Origin of the sequence: Streptomyces sp. 150FB, assembly GCF_000818195.1 — a bacterium.
Classification (GTDB): Bacteria; Actinomycetota; Actinomycetes; order Streptomycetales; family Streptomycetaceae; genus Streptomyces.
Genome location: NZ_JTHL01000001.1, coordinates 8,464,513 through 8,483,629, shown reverse-complemented (window position 1 = coordinate 8,483,629; position 19,117 = coordinate 8,464,513). Strand labels below are relative to the sequence as shown.

The window sequence follows — 19,117 nt, the reverse complement described above, 5'->3', positions numbered from 1 at the left end:
CTGCCACCGACAGTAGTACGAAGAGGTGCTCACGGCTCCGATCCGACTCCGGTGTGACCGCGGTACGCCTGGAGGAACGCGGCCGCCGTGGCTTCGGCCGTTTCCCGGCCGCTTTGCCAGTTGGATACGGAGATCCGCACCGCGGAGTGGCCGTTCCACGTCGTGGGGGTCACCCAGCAGGAGCCGCTGCTGTTGAGCGTGTCGACGAGCCGCCGCGTACGGTCCTCTTCCCCGACGCGCAGCAGCACCTGGTTGAGTGTGACGGGAGCCAGCAGGTCGATGCCGGGTTCCTGCTCCAGGAGGTGGCCCAGGTCGCGGGCCGCCAAGCAGTTGCGTTCGACGATGTGCGCGATCCCGTCGCGGCCTTCGTGGTGCAGGATCGCCCACAGGGTCAGCGCCCGGGCGCGCTGGGAGATCTCCACGCGGTGGTCCATCGGATCACGGCCGGTGCGTTCGGTGGTCTGCAGATAGTCGGCGTTGAACCGCACCGCGTCGACGAAGGGTTCGGGGTGGGCGCAGAGGGCGATCCCGCAGTCGTAGGGCGTGTTGAGCCATTTGTGTCCGTCGCAGGACCAGGAGTCCGCAAGGTCGAGGCCGCCCAAGTGTTGCCGCAGGGTGAGGGACGCCGCGGCCCACATGCCGTAGGCGGCGTCCAGATGGAGCCAGCCGCCGTGCTCGTGGGTGATGTCGGCGATCTCGGCCAGCGGGTCGACCGATCCGCAGTCGGTGGAGCCGACTTGTCCGCACACGATGAGGCCACCGGGCGCCTTTGTCGCGAGTTCGGCCAGATGGCGCGGGTCCATACGGCCGTCGGCGCCGGCGTCCACCCGGCCGATCTGGCCGCCGAAGCCCAGCAGCCGCAGACACCGCAGGCCGGAGACGTGGGTGTGTTGGCCCGTGAGAACGGTCACGGGTGGCGCCTGTCGCATCCCCTGCTCGTTGACGTCCCAGCCCGCCTTGTGGAGTTGGTGCTCGCGGGCGGCTGACAGGCAGGCCAGGTTGGCCGTCGTACAGCCGGAGGTGAGTCCCATGATCGTCTTCGTCGGCAGCCCGAACAGGTCAACGAGCCAGCGTTCGCAGACCTGTTCGGCCACCGAAGCCAGCGGGCTGGTTTCGTAGACGGCCGCGCACTGGTCCCAGAGGCTGACCAGCCAGTCGGAGGCGATACCGACCGGCAACGCGCCCCCGACCACGTAGCCGAAGCTGCGGGAGTCTCCCGAAGGGAGCAGTCCGGACTCGCCGGCCTCGATGAGCCGGCGCAGCGTCTTGTCTTCCCCGTTCCCGTTCTCCGGCAGTTCCCCGCCCAGCAGTTGGCCGAGTCGCTCCGGATCGCGTGGGTGTACGGGGCGTGGTGTCTCCAGGAAGAAACGGGCGTAGTGGGCCACTGATTCGAGAAGATCCAAGTCCTCCGGTACGACCTGGCCGTCGGCGATATGCGGTTGTCCGCGGCTGACGGTCATCTCAACTCCCGCCGTGGAGCGTGTCGGAGTGTGTACGTCCGGCCGCCGTCGAGGGCGGCCGCCAGATGGGAAAGACCGGTGGTCCGTCGGGAAGTGTCAGCACGGGTCCCAGCCGGCGCTGGCCCAGCCGTTCGTAGAGAGCCAGGTTGCGCGGCGACGACGCTTCCGCGTAGGCACCGGCCCGGTCCTCGTCCGCCAGGGCGAACAGGCACTTCTTGAGCCGGGTGCCGAGGCCGCCGCCCTGGTGCTGCGGCCGGGCGGCGACGAAGGTGCCGTAGTAATGAGGGGCAAGATCGAGCGGGTGGGACGCACTCAGCATCGTCAGGAGATGGACGGTCCTGCTGGACTCGTTCCCGAGTGCGTCACGCAAGGAGTCGAGAAGCCCGTCGCGTATCTCCTTCGGCTGTTCCACCGCGTCGGGCGGGAAATACATGCTGACCGCGCCGTAATCCTTGGTCTGCAGAATGGAACCACCGTGCGCGAAGGTGTGGCCGGCCATGACGGTGAAGAACTTCTCCAGCAAGGGCGGACGAGTCTCCGCGTCCGGGAACAGCCATTGGAACACCGGATCCTTGTCGAAGGACTGCCGGTAGATGGAGACGATGTCGTCCTGCCGGTCGGGAGAGGCGGGGCGACAGGAGAACTCGGTTGCCACATCGGTGACATTCATGCGTTCTCTCCTTCGCGAGGTGAGAAGTCGGCGTACGGGTCAGGCAGATGGCCGGAGTGCGGAAGGGGTCGCGATTCCGATCTGGCTTCCGCTGTGCAGGGCCACCTCTTCGTGGGTGGCGAACCAGACACCCGGTCGGCTGCTGATATGGGCCAGCAGTTCTCGCAGAACGACCATGCGTGAGCGGTGGCCGATCACATGAGGGTGCAGCGTGAGCTGGAACAGCCCGCCCTCGGCGAAGGCGCCGTCGAATTCGTCCTTCCAGATCTGCAGGACCTGACGGGGAGCCAGTATCTGGCGTGCTCCCGGGTCGTCCGGAAAGTACGGAGCGTCGTCCCGGATCCAGGAGACGGGAAGCTCGACGATTCCGGTCCGCTCGCCGCGGTCCAGCAGTTCGTAAGGCTCGTCGTCGGCCATCATCGAGGAGTCGTACAGCAGCCCCAAATGCCGTGCTACTGGAAGGGTGTGCTCGGTGAATTCCCACCACGGCGTACGCATGCCCCGGGGAGTGACGCCCGTGCAGCGGCGGAGGACTTCGGCGCTGCGTTCGGCCAGCGCGTACTCCTCGGCTTCCGAGAGGTCGCCGCACCGCTCGTGGATCCAACCGTGCAGACCCACCTCGTGCCCTTCCGTCCGAACCGCCTCGATGGCGTCGGGTGCCAGTTGCACCGAGACGGCGGGTACGAAGAAGGAGGCGCGGGCATCGTATTCCCTGAGCAGCGACGTAATTCTCGGCAGGCCCACGCGCGAACCGTAGTGAGCCTGAGAAATGTGCGCGGGGGATGTCTTGTTCAGACAGAGAGCGGCCGTTTCGTTGTCGACATCAAAACTGAGGGCAACGGCGACGGACACTCCGCTCGGCCAGCGGGAAAGAGGCGCACCTTGCCCTGCCTGTACTCGCGTGGTCAAACGCCGCCATTTCTCCTCCGGCCAGCGCCAGGGCTGTGCGGTCCCGGGGTCCTCCGTGGTTCTTTTCTCCGCGCTCTCCGTTCGGTTCTCCATTGATCATCAGTCCCGTGGGGTAGAGAGATGAAGGAGCCGAATGTCTACCGAGTTCGGGCTGCTCCCGGGCGAGGAAGCACGGCTCAAGAACAGTCTGAGGCCGGTGACGCACGGCCGCCACTCGGCTGCGGTTACGCCTGTCGGCGGTCACACATGGCCGGGATCAATTAGACTCGTCGAGGCGCGTACGCCTTGAAAAATTCCGGACACCTCTTCAGGCCACGGAGCAGAGTATGGGGCTGGAAATCGGCCAGGAAACCTTCACGGAGTCCGACTTCTCCATTTTCCGCGGACGCCTGACAGATTCCGTCAGGGCATTGAAAGAAACGCTGAACATACCCGGATTCGGCGAGTCGGAGATCAGCTTGGGCGCGGAACTGGAAATGTTCCTCATGGACGCCGAAGGCCGTCCGGCGGCACTGAACGACCGTATCCGGAAAGACGTCTCGGACCACCGCATATCCCTCGAAGTGGACCAGTTCAACCTTGAAGCGAACCTGACCCCGGTCGGACTCCGGGGAAGGCCCTTCTCCGCGATGCGATCCGAGACCGACGCGCTGCTGGCGACGGTCGGCGCGGCAGCCCGCTCCCACGGAGCGCTTCCGGTACTGATCGGAACCCTGCCCACACTGACCGCCTCCGATCTGCGCCGGGGGGCCCTGACACCACGCGGCCGGTTCCATCAAATAGAGCGCGCGCTGTCCCGGGCCCGCAGCACGCCCTACCTCCTCGTCCTCGGCGGTGAGGAGCCCCTTACACTGCTGGCCGACTCCATCGCGGTGCAGGGCGCGGCCTGCTCCTGGCAGGTCCATCTGGTGGTGACACCCGAGGAGTTCACCCGTACGTACAACGCGGCGCAACTGGCGACGGCGCCGGTCCTCGCGGCGGCGGGCAACTCGCCGCTGCTCCTGGGCCGTCGGCTCTGGCAGGAGACACGTATCCCGTTGTACGAGCAGGGCTTTGGCGACGGCGCCGGGCCTCCGGGAGCCGGGCGTCGTCCACGGGCCTCGGGAGCCGGGGCTTGTCCACGAGCCTCCTTCGGCCGACGCCGGCTGGACGGAGGGGTCGTACGTCTCTTCGCGGACGCCGTGAGCGAACACGACGTGCTGGTCCCCGTACTGTCACCGCGGGAGCCGGTGGTCCTCGCCGCGTCCGGCGCCGCACCCGTGCTGGACGAACTGCGCCTGCACCAGGGAACGGTGTGGACCTGGAACCGCCCGGTGTACGACCCGGGCGGACACGTCCGTATCGAGTTCCGGGCTCTGCCCAGCGGACCCACCTCCCTCGACATGGCCGCCAACTCCGCTTCCTCCTGGGGCTGACCCTTCACCTGTCAGGGCAGCCGGACGATCCCCATGCCGCCATGCCGTTCGAGACAGCCCGGGGAAACTTCTACCGAGCGGCCCGCTCGGGCCTGCGCGCCCAAATCTGCTGGCCCTCGGGGAACCACGGCGCTCTCACCGGGGGCAGCGCCGCGGAGTTGCTTCCCCGTCTGCTGCCGCTCGCCGCCGCAGGGCTGGTCTCAGCGGGAGTCGACTCCGAGGAGGCCGACCAACTGCTGTCCGTGATCGACCGGCGTGTCAGCAGCGGGCAGACCGGGGCGGTGTGGCAACAGCGCGCCCTGACAGCCATGGAGGAGTACGCCGACCGTCGTACCGCGCTGCGCCTGCTGACACACGCCTACACGGAGTTGGTCGCCTCGGGCGCCCCGGTACACACCTGGCGAACGCCGACCCGATCCGTCAACAGGTGAGCACACCGCGCCCTGCCGCTCCCCCGGAGAGGATCACATGCGCAGAACGCCGCACCGCGACACATGGGTGAGCGCGTCCCGTCTGTGGGACGGTCATGCCGACAGCCCGGCCGACGGTGTCTCCGTGCTGGTGCGTGACGGGCGTGTGGCCGAGATGACCACCGCGCCTCCGGCGTCGCCGGACGCCGACACCGTGGAACTGCCCGGTTGCACACTGATGCCCGGCTTCATCGACTGCCATGTGCACACACTGGACGAACGGCTCGACACGGCGTCGGCCGCCTACCAGACCCTTCAGGCCCTGCCCGCACTCCGTACCCTGCTGGCGTGCGGATTCACCACCGTCCGCGACCTCGGAGGCGCCCACCAGGCGCTCAACACGGCACTGCGGCGGGCGGTCCTCGAGGGACTCGTCACCGGCCCCCGCATGCGCGTCGCGCCCAACATCCTCTCCCCGCGCGGAGGTCACGCCGACAAGACACCCGAACTCGCTGAACGGTACGGGGTCGAGGTCGGCACCCTGGCCGACGGCCCCGACGAACTGCGCCGCGCCGTACGCCAGCAGGCGCGCGCGGGGGCGGACTGGATCAAGTTCGTCGCCAGCGGAGGCTTCTCCTCACCGGCGGACAGCCCCGACGACACCGCCTACTCGCAGGCGGAGATGAACGTCCTCGCCTCGACGGCCCGGGACTTCCATCTCCCGTGCGCCGCCCACGCCTTCGACGACGAATCCATCACCCGGGCCATCCGGGCCGGCGTGCGCAGCATCGAGCACGCCTGCCTGGCCACCCCGTCGGCCTACTCGCTGATGGCCGAGTACGGCACCTATCTCGTACCGACCCAGTACGCCCAGACGTATTTCCTGGAGCGGGTGGACGACGAGAGCCTCTGGGAGGACCGGCCGCCCAAGATGCACCGCGCCTACCGCCGCTACGCGCAGGATCTGCGCGAGGGACTGCGGCGTCCCGCGGGTACGGAGGTGAAGATCGCCTTCGGAACCGACGCCGGGATGTTCCCTTACGCCGACAGTTGGCGGGAGTTCCCGACCCTGGTCGACAACGGCCTCTCCCCTCTGCGCGCTCTCCGCGCGGCCACCAGCACCGCCGCCGAACTACTGGGCCGGCCCGACCTCGGCCGGATCGCACCAGGAACGACGGCGGACCTCGTGGCGCTGAGAGGCGACCCGTTCCAGGACATCAACGCGACCGGGCGCGTCAGCTATGTGATGCAGGGCGGTCACTCCTTCTCGTCGGAGCGGTTGTCCGACGGTCCCCCGCAGGGGGAGTAGACCAGGGGGTCGAAAACGCCGGGGGGGCAGCGGTTTCCCGCTAGTGCGGCGCGGTCGGCTCCCGTCCCATCGCCTTGCGCACGATGGAGTAGACCGATACGAGCGCCCACACGCCCTCAAGCAGGATGAAGCCCCATTCGAGGCTGATGACCGCTGTGACGGTCAGTACCCCCGAGCCGATCGCGTTGGGGATGAGATAGCGATAGCTGGACTGGTTGAGACGCCCGAGCAGTGAGGCCACGAAGGCGGCCAGAATGAGCAGAGAACCGACGATCTGAATAACGTCATACACCACGAAGCACCACCCACACCGTCTTGTCGCTGTCCGGGTACGGTGAACCTCGTCCGGGACGCTCACGTCCGTAAGCGTCACCAGTCGACTATAACGCGACACCCCCTTGAAGCCGGCTCAAGCGGCACCGGGCGCGAAAGAGAGCGCCGAGATGTGGCCCGCTCACGGCCCAAAAGCTGATCCCCGGGGTCGAGGGGATGCGGGGCCGGAGTTTCGGGCGGGTGTCGATGGTCGGATCACGCCTCCCAGTCCGCATAGTCCCCGATCGCCACGTCGTCGCAGAAGGTCTCCCAGAACCCGTTGTGCGCGAGAGCGGTCTCGTCGATGCCGGAGACAAGATCGCGCAGCTCTTCCGCCACCTCAGCGAGCCTCTCCTCGTCGCCCTCCTCGTCCCCCTCAGCGTAGAACGGGAAGCGTTGGATCACGACCGCCACGCATCGGCGGAAGGAGTCGAGGTCCCTGTTCACGTGACTGGCGGTCGCTGACTCGATCCCGGGAATCTGCACCACGTGACCACTGGCCAGGTCGACGGCGATGTGTCCGGACAGGCCACTTGTCGCGATGGCGACCGACCCCTGCTCACCGATCCTCCCGAAGTACACCGCTTCGCTCAGCCGCTGGTACTCGTATCCGATCAACCCGCCGGGGATGCCGGTCTCCCCAAGATCGACAGCGATCGGGGTGGGCACCTCGGGCGGGGCCTCGGTGCGGATCAGGACGAATCCGGGCTTCGGCAACTGCGGCAGGGACTGGTCCATGGGAGGATCCTCTCCCGACGGGCTGCTCGGCAACACCCTGGACCCGCGGGACAGACGACTTCATCTATTCGGGCGAGCGGCCTTTCCGTTGGCGTGGTCGGCACTGTTCTGCGAGATCGGATCGACCTCGCACTTCGAATTGTGGACCAGGATCAACGGCTCAGTACGATCGCCCCCAACAGCACGGGCGATCTCTTGAAAACCCGTGTGCGGTCACGATTCTTGGCAAGGTTCGACGTCTGCGGAAATCGAGTTCCGAATAACGTACGAAAAGCCTGACGGCCGCGAACCCCGCGGACGCCAGGCCATGCCACTCATAAGCGTGCGGGTGTTGGTCAGCCGACGCAACTGGGTACGGCGGGAACACTGCTGGTGCAGTTGTTCGCCGTGTTGGCGGAGATGGGCGAAGTGGTGACCGTCATGGTGCCGGACTGGCGGTAGACGCCGCCCGCGGTAGAGGTCGCGGTATTGGCCGTGACAGGGGTGCTGGTCACCGTAAGGATGCCGTTGACGGAGGCGATGCCCCCGCCCCTGCGGCCCTTGTTGCCCCCATTGACGAAGCTGCTGGTGAGTGTGGCGGTGGCGGTGTTGTACAGGCCGCCGCCGTCACCGACAGCGGTGTTGCCGGACAAGGTGCTGCCGGTGAAGGTCACCGCCGCCGCACCGCCGCCGCTGTGAACGCCGCCGCCGGTGCCACTTGCTTTGCTGTTCGTCACGGCGCTGTTGGTGAGCGTCAGGGCACCGAGGTTGAGGATGCCGCCCCCGTTCGCGGGAAGCAGGCCCAAGAGCCCTTTGGCGGAGCCGTTGTTCACGGTCACGCCCTTGAGGGTGAGGTTGCCGGTAGTACCGACCAGGATGATGCGGAAGTCGGCCGATCCCGAGCGGGTTATGACGTTGTTGTCGCCCTCGAAGGTGATGGCGGTGGTGATGGGCGGAAGGCCGTCGCCACCGTTCACGAGGTCGCCCGCGTGCGCGGAGGTCAGGTTGTAGGTGCATCCGCCGGCCAGGGTGATGACCCCGCCGCCGGCGGCGTTGGTGGCGGTGACCGCGGCCACGAGCGCGCCTTCGGAACAGGCCACCGAGGCAGCTCTCGCCTCCGCGGTGCCGGGCAAGAGGATGGCTGTGCCGGCTGCCAGAAGTACTGCTGCGGAGACTCCTGAGACGGTACGGGTACTGCGCATGACAACCCCTTGCGAAAACGGCCGGTGAAAATCCAGTCGAGAGCTCTGGTAATTTCCGTTGGGAACGGTCACCGGCAACCAAGATCGGCTGAAAATTAAACTACTATGAATTATCTGGACAATTGGAGCGGAGCGCGAAAGGATCACCATTTGGCGCGATCCAGGCGGTATTGAGCCCTCTTTCAGCCATCTGAAGAGCTCATTTAAATATGGCGAGCTGAGCGAATTTCCGTCGTTCTTGGGCTCTCCGGTTTCCGATCACGACGTCCTCGGAACCAGGCCTCTGAGAGGTCGGCGTGACCACGGACGGTCCCCGGAAAATACGGAAAGGCGGTACCGGATTTCTCCGATACCGCCTGCGACCTGCGTGCATGCAAGTCGGGACGACAGGATTTGAACCTGCGACCCCTTGACCCCCAGTCAAGTGCGCTACCAAGCTGCGCCACGTCCCGGTGCCCGTGTGACCTGGGGTTTCCCCTGGCCGAACGTGCAAGAGAACGATACCGCACTTGGGTCACTGGTCACGAACCGCTTTCCCGGGCGTCACCTGGTTGACCTCAAGTCAAGTTGAGGTTGCACGGTGGCCGTATGACGACCACATCGCCCTCCACCCCCGCCCCCACCGCCACCCGGCCGGGTTTCGGGGATCTGAACCGGCTCATGGCCCTGATGACCGGCGACGAGAAGCACGGCCCCGCCGCCACCTCCACGCTGGACGCACTCTGGGTCCTCTACGACCGGGTGCTGCGCGTGTCGCCGGAGACCGCCGACACGCCCGGGCGTGACCGGTTCCTGCTGTCCAAGGGGCACGGGCCGATGGCGTACTACGCCGTCCTCGCCGCCAAGGGGTTCCTCTCCGAGGACCTGCTCCCCGGCTTCGGTTCGTACGGCTCGCCGCTCGGCCACCACCCCGACAGGACGCTGCTGCCCGGCGTGGAGATCAGCAGCGGATCGCTCGGGCACGGGCTGCCGCTCGCCGTCGGCAGCGTGCTCGGGCTCCGGGCCCAGGGCATCCGGGACCCGCGGGTGTGGGTGCTGATCGGGGACGCCGAACTCGACGAGGGCAGCAACCACGAGGCGATCGCCTACGCCGGGCCCGCCGGCCTCGAACAGCTCCACACCCTCGTGATCGACAACGCCTCCTCCTCGCTCGGCTGGCCCGGCGGCATCGCCTCCCGGTTCGAGGCGGCCGGCTGGTCCGCCGAGACCGTCGACGGCCGGGACCACGACGCGCTGTACGCGGCGTTCACCGCGCCCCATCCCGGGCGCCCGCGCGCGGTCGTCGCCCGGGTGGAGCCCAAGTCCTGAGGGACCGCACCCCTGACCCATCCCCCCTCTCCCCAGGAAGGCCTTTTCCCATGGACACCATGCGTGACCGTTTCATCTCCACCACCTCCCGTCTGCTGGACGAGGACCCACGCCTCGCGCTCGTTCTCGCCGAGATCACCCGCGACGGCTTCACCCCGGCGATGCGCCGCCACCCCGACCGCGTGATCAACGTCGGCATCCGCGAACAGCTCCTGGTCGGCGTGGGCGGCGGACTCGCCCTCACCGGGCTCCGCCCCGTCGTGCACACCTTCGCGAGCTTCCTCGTCGAGCGCCCCTTCGAGCAGGTCAAGCTCGACATCGGCCACCAGGGCTCCGAAGCCGTGCTGGTCAGCGCGAGCGCTTCGTACGACTGGCCCGCCGGCGGCTACACCCACATGGCACCCGGCGATGTCGCGCTGCTGGACACGCTCGACGGCTGGACCGTCCACGTACCGGGCCACCCCGACGAGGCCGAGACCCTGCTGCGGCACGCCGCCGCCGCTGACGGCGAGCGGGTGTACGTACGCCTGTCCGCGCAGAGCAACGCGTCGGCGCACCCGGTGACCGGAGCGGGTTTCCTGACCGTACGGGAGGGGCGCACCGGGGTTGTGATCGCCGTCGGGCCCATGCTGGACAACGTGCTCGCCGCGACCGAGGGCCTGGACACGACGGTGCTGTACGCGACCACCGTGCGCCCCTTCGACGGTGCCGCCCTGCTGCACGCCGTCAGCGGCAGCGCCTCGGCCGATGTCGTGATCGTCGAGCCGTATCTGGCCGGGACCTCCACGGCCGCGGCGAACGACGCCCTGGAGCGGACACCGCACCGGGTGCTCGGCCTCGGTGTGGCCAGGGAGGAGCTGCGTAAGTACGGGGAGATGGACGACCACCTCGCCGCGCACGGCCTCGACGAGCGGTCGCTGCGCGAGCGAATCTCCGCATTCCTGACGTGGTGAGCACGTCAGCGCCCACCTCCATCGGCGAGTCGCCGGACCCCGGCGGGCATCCCGCGACCGCACAGGGGAACCTGTGGAAGAGGTACGTCGAACGCCCCACCTAAGGAGCCACACCATGTCCACAAGCGGTGACCTGCTCATCGACGCCTTCGGCCGGATCCGCGAGGTCGTCCACGAGACGGTCGAGGGACTCGAACCGGAAGATCTCGCCGTACGCCTCGACGAGGGCGCGAACTCGATCGCCTGGCTCGTCTGGCACCTCACCAGGGTCCAGGACGACCACATCGCGGACGCGGCGGGGATGGAGCAGGTGTGGGCCTCGGAAGGCTGGCCGGACCGGTTCGACCTGCCGTTCAGCCAGAGCGCGACCGGTTACGGCCAGTCCCGGCGCGATGTGGGCGGACTTGAGGGCGTCACCGGGGATCTTCTCCTCGAATACCACGACACCGTGCAGGACCGGACGATCGAATACCTGTCCACCCTCAAGGAAAAGGATTACGAGCGCGTCGTCGACGACACCTGGACACCGGCCGTCACGCTCGGCGTCCGGCTCATCAGTGTGATCTCCGACGACCTCCAGCACGCGGGACAGGCCGCCTTCATCCGCGGGTCGCTGGGACGGCGGTGATCTCGACCGGGTCCGGCAGGTAGGAGAGCAGCTCCAGCGCCGCCGGCCCGGTCCGCTGTTCCTCCGGGATGGCCGCCGACACCTCCCACATGTGAGCCTCGGCACCGACGAGCGGTACGGTCCGCAGCGCCGCCGCCTGCTCCTTGCGCGCGATCGGGCGGGGCACCACGGCGATGCCGAGGCCGTGGCCGACCAACTCGATGAGGCTGTGTACGTCGTTGACCTCCAGGGCGACCCGGCGCTCGGTGCGGGCGGCGGCGAAGGCCTGATCGGTGAGGCCGCGCGCCCCCCAGTCCGCGTGGAAGTCGACGAACACCTCGTCGCCGAGGTCGGCCCACTCCGCCTTCCCCGCCCCCGCGAGCGGATGGTCGGGGTGGCAGAGCAGCACCATGGGTTCGCTGGCCAGCGGAATCAGCCGGACGCCCTCCGGCACACTGCCGCACACCGCGACGAACGCGATGTCGACCCGGCCGGCCGCCACATCCTCGACGAGCGACGCGGATCCGGCCTGGCGCAGCCGGATCTCGACCTCGGGGTGCTCGGAGCGGAATCGCGCGAGCAGCCCCGGCACATGTGCCCCGGTGACACACTGTTCGGTGCCCACCGTCAGGGTGCCGCGCAGCAGCCCCTGGACCGCCGCCACCGCCTCCTTGGCGGCCCGTACGCTCGCCAGCGCGCGGGTGGCCTCGGTGAGCAGCGCGAGACCGGCGCTGGTCAACTCGACCCGGCGGGTGCTCCGTACGAAGAGCCGCGCGCCCAATTCGCGCTCCAGCGCGCGTACCGAGGCCGACAGCCCCGACTGCGAGACCATCAGCCGCTGGGCGGCCCGGGTGAAGTGCCGTTCCTCGGCGACGGCGACGAAGTATTCGAGGTGTCGGAGTTCCATATTCAGAAGCCTAGCTGCTCAATGCGTTCGCTTTCTTCTATTGGACTCTCCGGCGGACAGCGAGGAAGGTGATGTTCCGTCCCGCCGGAACCGGTGGGAAATCGCAGCAGGAAGGGTGCCCCACACCATGAAGACTCGCCGCATCGGGACCGTCGACGTCAGCACGATCGGTCTGGGCGGTATGCCGATGTCGATCGAGGGGAGGCCCGACGAAGCGCGTTCCATCGCCACCATTCACGCGGCGCTCGACGCCGGAGTCACCTTCATCGACACGGCGGACGCGTACCACCTGAACGCGGGTGAGGTCGGTCACAACGAGTCCCTGATAGCAAAGGCTCTCGCTTCGTACGGCGGCTCTTCCGACGTCCTGGTGGCCACCAAGGGCGGCCACCTGCGGCCCGGCGACGGGTCCTGGACGCTGAACGGCTCGCCCGAGTACATCAAGGCCGCCTGCGAGGCGTCGCTCGGCAGGCTCGGCGTCGAGGCCATCGGCCTCTACCAGTTCCACCGCCCGGACCCGAAGGTGCCGTACGAGGAGTCCGTCGGCGCGCTGCGGGACCTGCTCGACGCCGGCAAGATCCAGCAGGCGGGCATCTCGAACGCGACCCCGGAGCGCATCAAGCTCTCGAACGAGATCCTCGGCGGGCGGCTGGTGTCCGTACAGAACCAGTACTCCCCCGCGTTCCGCTCCAGCGAGCCGGAGCTGGAGCTGTGCGACGAGCTGGGCATCGCGTTCCTGCCGTGGAGCCCGTTCGGCGGCATCACCAAGGCCGGTGAACTCGGCTCCACCTTCGCGCCGTTCGCCAAGGTCGCCGAGGCGCACGGCGTGAGCCCCCAGCAGGTCTGCCTGGCCTGGCTGCTGGCGAAGTCGCCCTCGGTGATACCGATCCCCGGCTCCAGCCGTCCGGAGACCATCCGTGACTCGGTGGCGGCGGCCGACCTGGTGCTCTCGGACGCCGAGATCGCCGAGCTGAACGCCGCCTGACCGCGCGCCCCTGGCCGCGTCACCCCGGCCGCGTCACCCGTGGCCGGGAGACTCTGGCCGCGAGACCGACCGACCGCGTAACCGCCTGACTGCCTGACCGTGCGGCCGACCCCCCGTGCAGCCGCACCCACCGCCGGGGTTCAGGCGGATCTCACCGTCGGGCCCGGCCGACGCACGCCGACTCAGACGTGCTGGTCGAGCCAGCCGGTGAGATCCTCCTGGACCCCGATCCGGTTGGTCTCGTTGAAGATCTCGTGGCGCGCGCCGGGATAGCTCTTCCAGGTCAGGTCCTCGGTGCCCACATAGCGGAAGTCCTCCAGCAGTTCGTACACCAGCGTCATGAGCGCGTTGCACGGGTCGTTCTCGCCGACGGCGACATGCACCGGCAGGTCGGCCGGGATACGGGCCAGGTTGCGCGGGTCGTTGATCTTACGGATGGCGCGCAGCCAGTCCAGGGACAGCCCGGCGCTGAACGGGAAGCCGCAGCGCTCGTCGGCGACATACGCGTCGACGTGCGACTCGTCCCGCGAGAGCCACTCGAAGCCGGTCCGGTACGGGAACTGGTCGTTGAAGGAAGCGAAGAGTTCCGATACGTACGAACTGATCGCGGCGCGGCCCACTTCGGCGCACTCGCGCTCCAGCCGCTCGATCGATCCCTCGATCTCGGCGCCGGGCAGCGTACGGAAGGTGCCCGTGAGGATGAGCCCGGCGAGGCCGTCGGGGAACTCCTGCGCGTAGTCGCGTGCCAGCATCGAGCCCATGCTGTGCCCGAGCAGGACGACCGGCACACCGGGATGCAGGGTACGGGCCTGGTCGCCCGCGATACGCAGATCGTCGACGATCGCCCGCCAGCCGTCCCCGTCGCCACCGACTCCGGCCCCGGTGCTGACACTGGCGCCGGCGGCTCCGGCCTCTCCGCTGCCTTCGCCCTCGCCTTCCCTCTGCGCGCCGCTCGCGCCCGCGACCCCGTAACCGCCGGTGTACTGCGCCGTCGCACCGTGACCCCGGTGGTCGGTGGCGAGTACGCCGTAGCCCCTGGCCACCAGGTGCTGGGCGAACCGGTCGTAGCGCAGGGCGTGTTCGGCGGCGCCGTGTGCGATCTGCACCAGGGCGCGCGGCCTGCCGTTGTCGGGCAGCCAGGTGTAGGTGGCCACTTGGGTCCCGTCGTGCGCGTGCAGCAGCCCGGGGTGGTATGCGGTCATCGGGTGAACGCCTTCCGGCTCGGTGTCAGGGGCTATACCTGCGACTCCCCCGACATCCGCCGCTCATGCCCGCGATCCGGCGGCGGCACCGCAGCCCCGCACCCCTCCCCGGGGCCCCAACTCCCGTACCACATACGGCCCTTCTTACCCATTGACCCCCCGGAACCGGGCACTTACGCTGAGCGACGTACTCCAGAAAGCGCTTTCTAAACCCGCAGCCGGCTCAACGAGCACCCGGGAGCGCCCATGAGTAACCGTCCTGTGCGCAGTGGTCAGACGCGCACGCGTCCACGGCGAAGAACCTTCTCGCCCTTCCTCGTCATCACCGCACTTCTGGCGCTCGTACTCGGTGCCGGGCTGGCCTCGCCGCCCCGCGCCGACGCGGCGTCCTTCCGCGTTCTGGTCTTCTCCGAAGTGACCAACTTCGCGCACGACTCGATCCCCGCCGGGATCAAGGCCGTTCAGGAGCTGGGAGCCGAGAACGGCTTCGAGGTGGAGGCCACCGACGATCCAGCCGCCTTCAGCGTCGCCAACCTCGCCCGCTTCCAGGCCGTCGTCTTCAACAACACCAACTCCACGCCGGAGAGCGGCGATCTGCTCGACGCGCGGCAGCGTGCGGCCCTCCAGTCGTTCATCCGCGCGGGCCGAGGCTGGGTCGGACTGCACGCGGCTTCCGCGAGCGAGCGCGACTGGGGCTGGTACGAGGGGCTGGTCGGCGCGATCTTCGACAAGCACCCCGCCGTCCAGACGGGGCGGGTGAAGGTCCTCGACCAGGCGCACCCCTCCACCAAGGGCCTGCCACAGCTCTGGGAGCGTACGGAGGAGTGGTACAACTGGCGCACCAATCCCACCGGGAAGGTGCACACACTCGCGCAGATCAAGGTGCGTGACGGCATCGACGGGCTGGACGAGGGTGTCGACCACCCGTGGTCCTGGTGCCAGAACTACGACGGCGGACGCTCCTGGTACACGGCGGGCGGACACGACGCCTCGGCCTTCCAGGAGGACGTGTTCCGCAAGCATCTGCTCGGTGGGATCCAGTGGGCGGCCGGAAACAAGCCCGGCGACTGCTCGGCCACCAAAACGGGCGCCTTCCAGCGCACCGCGCTGGCCACCGGCGATCTCGCCGACCCGTTCGAGCTCGCTGTGGCACCGGACGGCAGGGTCTTCTTCATCGAGCGCACCGGCAAGCTCAAGGTGATCGACCAGAAGTCACGCAAGGTCTCCACCGCGCTGGACCTCGCCTACACCCCGCAGATGCTCACGCAGTCCGACGGGCTGCTCGGTCTGGCGCTCGACCCGGACTTCGCCTCGAACCACTGGATCTACCTCTACCACTCCGACCAGGTGGAGAAACGGGTCGATCTGTCGCGCTACACGGTCACCGGAAACACCGTCGACCCCACGTCCGAGAAGCGGCTGCTGGCGATCCCCACCCAACGGGACGAGGAACGCGCCAACTCCCACATGGCGGGCTCGCTCGCCTTCGGCAAGAACGGCGAGCTGTTCCTGTCGACCGGTGACAACACCGATCCGTTCGCCCAGGACGGGTACACGCCGATCGACGAGCGCGCGGGCCGCGCCGTGTTCGACGCGCAACGCAGCGCCGCGAACACCAATGATCTGCGCGGGAAGATCCTGCGGATCACACCGACGGATGACGGTACGTACACCGTGCCCGCCGGCAATCTCTTCGCACCGGGGACGGCGAAGACCCGTCCGGAGATCTACGCGATGGGCATGCGCAACCCCTTCCGTATCACCACCGATCCGGAGAGCGGCGCGCTGATGGCCGCCGACTACGGGCCGGACGCGCGGGCGGCCGATCCCGGCCGGGGGCCCGAGGGCACGGTCGAGTTCACCCGTATCACCGCACCGGGCAACTTCGGCTGGCCGTACTGCGTGGGGCACAACACCCCGTTCAACGACTACGACTATGCGACGGGGACCTCGCGCGGCGACTTCGACTGCGCGCACCCGGTCAACGACTCGCCGAACAACACGGGGTTGCGGGAGCTGCCGCCGGCCCAGCCGGCGACGGTGTGGTATCCGTACTCGGCGTCGCCGGAGTTCCCCGAACTCGGCACGGGTGGCGCGGGTCCGATGAGCGGTCCGGTCTACCACTACGACCCGGCGAACCCCAACCCCGCCAAATTCCCTGAGTACTTCGACGGGAAGTGGTTCACCTACGAGCTGACCAGGACGTGGTTCAAGACGTTCTCGTTCCAGCAGCAGGACCAGACGTTCAAGGACCCGCGATTCGACCCCGTGAACGCGGGCGATCTCCAGTCCATCAACGGGGTGTTCACCGACCTCAAGTGGAATCAGCCCTTCGACGCCGACTTCGGTCCCGACGGCGCGCTGTACGTCATCGACTTCGGGCTCGGCAGCGGTACGGGCCGGGGCGGCACCAACGACGGTGCGGGCATCTACCGCATCGACTACGTTGCCGACGGGAGCCTGCCGACCGCTGAGGCGACAGCGACGCCGGACAGCGGCGCAGCGCCGCTGAACGTGAAGTTCTCCAGCGCCGGATCGGGCCGGGAGGACGCCGGGCGGGTGACGTACGCCTGGGACTTCGACGGGGACGGGACCACCGACTCCACCCTGCCGAATCCGGCTCATGTCTACCCGGACAACGGGCAGTTCACGGCGCGACTGACGGTCACCGGGCCCGACGGGCTGACGGCGAACGCCGACCGGGAGATCACCGTCGGCAACACCAGGCCCGTCGTGAGCATTCAACAGCCGCCGGACGGCGGGATGTTCAGCTTCGGCGACACAGTGCCGTTCGTGGTGAAGGTGAAGGACACCGAGGACGGCACGGGCGAGCGGATCGACTGCTCGCGGGTCGAGGTCAGCTCTCAACTCGGCCGTGACAGCAGGCTGATACCGCTGGACGACTACACCGGCTGCTCGGGCGAGATCGCCGCGGTCGCCGGTCCCGACCAGGCGGCGGGCAATCTGTATCTGGGCATCACAGCCCGGTACGAGGACAAGGGCGCCCCGGGCGCCCCCGCGCTGGCCGGTACGTCGTCGCTCACCCTGCGCACCACACTGCGCGAGGCCGAGCACCTGACCGCCACGGGCGGCGCGCACGACGGCGCCGTGGTCGCGGCCCGCGCGGACGCTTCGGGCGGGAAGCGGCTCACCGAGATAGAGGACGGCGACTGGATCTCGTTCGACCCGGTCAGCCTGAAGGGCATCCAGTCCGTCACGGTCGGCGCGGCCTCGGGCGGGATCGGCGGCGACGTCGAATTCCACAACGGCTCACCGACGGGTCCGCTGCTGGGCACGGTGTCCGTCCCCAACACCGGAGACTGGGCGAACGTCGTCTCGCCCACCACCGCGCTCAAACCGGTGGGCTCCACGGTGACGTTGTACGCCGTCTTCACCAACCCCGCCTGGTCCGCCGACAAGCTCGACCTCTTCGCGGTCGACTGGCTGCACTTCAACGGGCCCGGCGTGGAGAAGAAACCGGCCGCGAAGGTCTCCGTCAAGGCCGCACCGGCCACCGGAGACGCGCCCCTGGCCACCTGGCTCATCGGCACGGTCACACCGGTCACGGGACACACTGTCGCCTCGTACCACTGGGACTTCGGCGACAACACCAAGGCGACGGGTGCGCAGGGACCGGAAGTGACCCACACGTACGCGCGGCCCGGCGCGTACACAGCGCATCTGACCGTCACCGACAACACGGGTGACACAACGACCGGCGCGGTCCGGATCAGTGCCCGATGACAGACACACGCACGCTGAGAGGAGAGGGAACATGAACAACACCCGGCGCACATTCCTCGGCGCGGCCGCGGGCCTCGCGGCCCTGGGCATCACAGCCACCCCCGCCCAGGCCGCCCCGGCCCCCGCGACCACGGCGTCCCGCTGCCGCCGGCGCATCGCGCCGTCAGCGATCGGCATGCACCTCTACACCATGCGCACCCCCCTGGCCACGGACTTCAGGGGCACGCTGGAACGCCTCGCCGAGATCGGCTACGCGACAGTGGGCGTCAGCGGCAGAGCGGGCCACACCGCGGCCGAAATCCGGCAGATGCTGGACGAGACACACCTGAAGGCGGTGCTCGAACACGTCGACTACAACACAGTGACCGGACCTGGTCTGCCCCAGGCGATCGAGGATGTACACACACTCGGCGGCGCCTGGGTCGTCGTACCGAGCCTGCCCACCACCCTGCACTCACCGGCCGGATACCGGGAAGCGGCACACCGCATGAACGAGGCGGGCCGCGTAGCCCGACGGTCGGGCCTCAAGGTGCTCTTCCACAATCACGACGGCGACCACAACGTGGTCGACGGCGAGAACCTCTACGAGATCCTGCTCAAGGAGACGGACCCGGACCTGGTCGGCTTCGAACTGGACCTGTTCTGGGCCTCCAAGGGAGGCGACGACCCGAGACGCCTGTTCGTCGAGGAGGGCCACCGCTTCCCGGCGCTGCATGTGAAGGACATGACGCCGGAGGGCGACTTCGAAGACGTCGGCTCCGGCGTGCTCGACTTCCCGTCGATGTTCGACAAGGCGCAGCAAGGCGGCGTCAAACAGTGGCTGGTGGAACACGACGCCCCGGCAGACCCGTTCGCCTCGGCACTGACGAGCTACCGGTATTTGTCGAGGCTGCGGTACTGAGGGGGAGTTAGGGGAGAGGGGTGGGCCCGGACTGCGTGAGTGGTACGGGCCGCACCTCTTCCCGCCTTGGGGGGTGTGGTTCGTGGGTGGGGTGGGTGTTGTTTGC

At 68.3% G+C, this 19,117-nt stretch carries 17 protein-coding genes, 1 tRNA gene and 1 riboswitch; of the genes, 9 read left to right on the top strand and 9 right to left on the bottom strand.

Annotation, left to right across the window (positions count from 1 at the left end):
* Nucleotides 1-29: 29 nt before the first annotated feature.
* Genes QR77_RS36355 through QR77_RS36345 form a run of 3 tightly spaced genes read right to left on the bottom strand, consistent with a single transcriptional unit; the run spans nucleotide 30 to nucleotide 2,874 of the window.
* Entirely contained in the window at nucleotides 30-1,460 is a 1,431-nt protein-coding gene (locus QR77_RS36355) for a pyridoxal-dependent decarboxylase (protein WP_052489319.1), read from the bottom strand.
* Between the two features lies 1 nt (nucleotide 1,461).
* Entirely contained in the window at nucleotides 1,462-2,130 is a 669-nt protein-coding gene (locus QR77_RS36350; RefSeq protein WP_052489318.1) for a GNAT family N-acetyltransferase, read from the bottom strand.
* Between the two features lie 39 nt (nucleotides 2,131-2,169).
* A complete protein-coding gene (locus tag QR77_RS36345) occupies nucleotides 2,170-2,874 on the bottom strand; it encodes a polysaccharide deacetylase (protein WP_347359812.1) in 705 nt (234 codons plus the stop codon).
* A gap of 491 nt (nucleotides 2,875-3,365) precedes the next feature.
* On the opposite strand from QR77_RS36345, the gene QR77_RS36340 reads away from it, so the two are divergent.
* From QR77_RS36340 to QR77_RS36335, 3 genes are read left to right on the top strand one after another with little or no spacing between them, the layout of a single operon-like run.
* Nucleotides 3,366-4,454 (top strand): hypothetical protein, encoded by a 1,089-nt coding sequence (locus tag QR77_RS36340; protein WP_052489316.1) that lies wholly within the window; start codon nucleotides 3,366-3,368, stop codon nucleotides 4,452-4,454.
* A 41-nt stretch (nucleotides 4,455-4,495) separates the two neighbouring features.
* On the top strand, nucleotides 4,496-4,885 hold the full coding sequence (locus QR77_RS44370) for a hypothetical protein (protein ID WP_052489315.1): 390 nt from the start codon (nucleotides 4,496-4,498) through the stop codon (nucleotides 4,883-4,885).
* Between the two features lie 37 nt (nucleotides 4,886-4,922).
* Nucleotides 4,923-6,173, top strand: a complete 1,251-nt coding sequence (locus QR77_RS36335) for an amidohydrolase family protein (protein ID WP_052489314.1) — start codon at nucleotides 4,923-4,925, stop codon at nucleotides 6,171-6,173.
* Between the two features lie 40 nt (nucleotides 6,174-6,213).
* On the opposite strand, the gene QR77_RS36330 is transcribed toward QR77_RS36335, so the two are convergent.
* The 4 genes from QR77_RS36330 to QR77_RS36315 form a co-directional block, all read right to left on the bottom strand.
* The gene (locus tag QR77_RS36330) at nucleotides 6,214-6,465 is read right to left on the bottom strand and encodes a hypothetical protein (protein WP_040026248.1); all 252 of its coding nucleotides are present in this window, start codon (nucleotides 6,463-6,465) and stop codon (nucleotides 6,214-6,216) included.
* A gap of 12 nt (nucleotides 6,466-6,477) precedes the next feature.
* Nucleotides 6,478-6,546: riboswitch (guanidine-III (ykkC-III) riboswitch) on the bottom strand.
* 155 nt (nucleotides 6,547-6,701) lie between these two features.
* Entirely contained in the window at nucleotides 6,702-7,223 is a 522-nt protein-coding gene (locus tag QR77_RS36325; RefSeq protein ID WP_040026247.1) for an SUKH-4 family immunity protein, read from the bottom strand.
* 335 nt (nucleotides 7,224-7,558) lie between these two features.
* Nucleotides 7,559-8,476, bottom strand: a complete 918-nt coding sequence (locus tag QR77_RS36320) for a right-handed parallel beta-helix repeat-containing protein (RefSeq protein ID WP_236710951.1) — start codon at nucleotides 8,474-8,476, stop codon at nucleotides 7,559-7,561.
* A 306-nt stretch (nucleotides 8,477-8,782) separates the two neighbouring features.
* A tRNA-Pro gene (locus QR77_RS36315) sits at nucleotides 8,783-8,856 on the bottom strand.
* Between the two features lie 136 nt (nucleotides 8,857-8,992).
* On the opposite strand from QR77_RS36315, the gene QR77_RS36310 reads away from it, so the two are divergent.
* The 3 genes from QR77_RS36310 (at nucleotide 8,993) to QR77_RS36300 (ending at nucleotide 11,293) form a co-directional block, all read left to right on the top strand.
* Nucleotides 8,993-9,712, top strand: coding sequence for a transketolase (locus QR77_RS36310; RefSeq protein ID WP_040026246.1), 720 nt, complete (start codon nucleotides 8,993-8,995; stop codon nucleotides 9,710-9,712).
* Nucleotides 9,713-9,762: 50 nt separating this feature from the next.
* A complete protein-coding gene (locus QR77_RS36305) occupies nucleotides 9,763-10,665 on the top strand; it encodes a transketolase (RefSeq protein ID WP_040026245.1) in 903 nt (300 codons plus the stop codon).
* 115 nt (nucleotides 10,666-10,780) lie between these two features.
* Complete coding sequence (locus QR77_RS36300) at nucleotides 10,781-11,293, top strand: DUF664 domain-containing protein (RefSeq protein ID WP_040026244.1); 513 nt, start codon at nucleotides 10,781-10,783, stop codon at nucleotides 11,291-11,293.
* On the opposite strand, the gene QR77_RS36295 is transcribed toward QR77_RS36300, so the two are convergent.
* Complete coding sequence (locus QR77_RS36295) at nucleotides 11,265-12,179, bottom strand: LysR family transcriptional regulator (protein WP_040026243.1); 915 nt, start codon at nucleotides 12,177-12,179, stop codon at nucleotides 11,265-11,267. The genes QR77_RS36300 and QR77_RS36295 overlap by 29 nt on opposite strands.
* A 127-nt stretch (nucleotides 12,180-12,306) precedes the next feature.
* On the opposite strand from QR77_RS36295, the gene QR77_RS36290 reads away from it, so the two are divergent.
* A complete protein-coding gene (locus QR77_RS36290) occupies nucleotides 12,307-13,164 on the top strand; it encodes an aldo/keto reductase (protein WP_040026242.1) in 858 nt (285 codons plus the stop codon).
* Nucleotides 13,165-13,346: 182 nt separating this feature from the next.
* Here QR77_RS36290 and QR77_RS36285 read toward each other — a convergent pair whose 3' ends face one another.
* The gene (locus QR77_RS36285; RefSeq protein WP_040026240.1) at nucleotides 13,347-14,366 is read right to left on the bottom strand and encodes an alpha/beta hydrolase; all 1,020 of its coding nucleotides are present in this window, start codon (nucleotides 14,364-14,366) and stop codon (nucleotides 13,347-13,349) included.
* A 246-nt stretch (nucleotides 14,367-14,612) separates the two neighbouring features.
* Between QR77_RS36285 and QR77_RS36280 the strand changes: the two genes are divergently transcribed.
* Nucleotides 14,613-18,110, top strand: coding sequence for a ThuA domain-containing protein (locus QR77_RS36280; protein ID WP_040026239.1), 3,498 nt, complete (start codon nucleotides 14,613-14,615; stop codon nucleotides 18,108-18,110).
* Nucleotides 18,111-18,141: 31 nt separating this feature from the next.
* Complete coding sequence (locus QR77_RS36275; protein WP_040026238.1) at nucleotides 18,142-19,011, top strand: sugar phosphate isomerase/epimerase; 870 nt, start codon at nucleotides 18,142-18,144, stop codon at nucleotides 19,009-19,011.
* Nucleotides 19,012-19,117 lie beyond the last annotated feature (106 nt).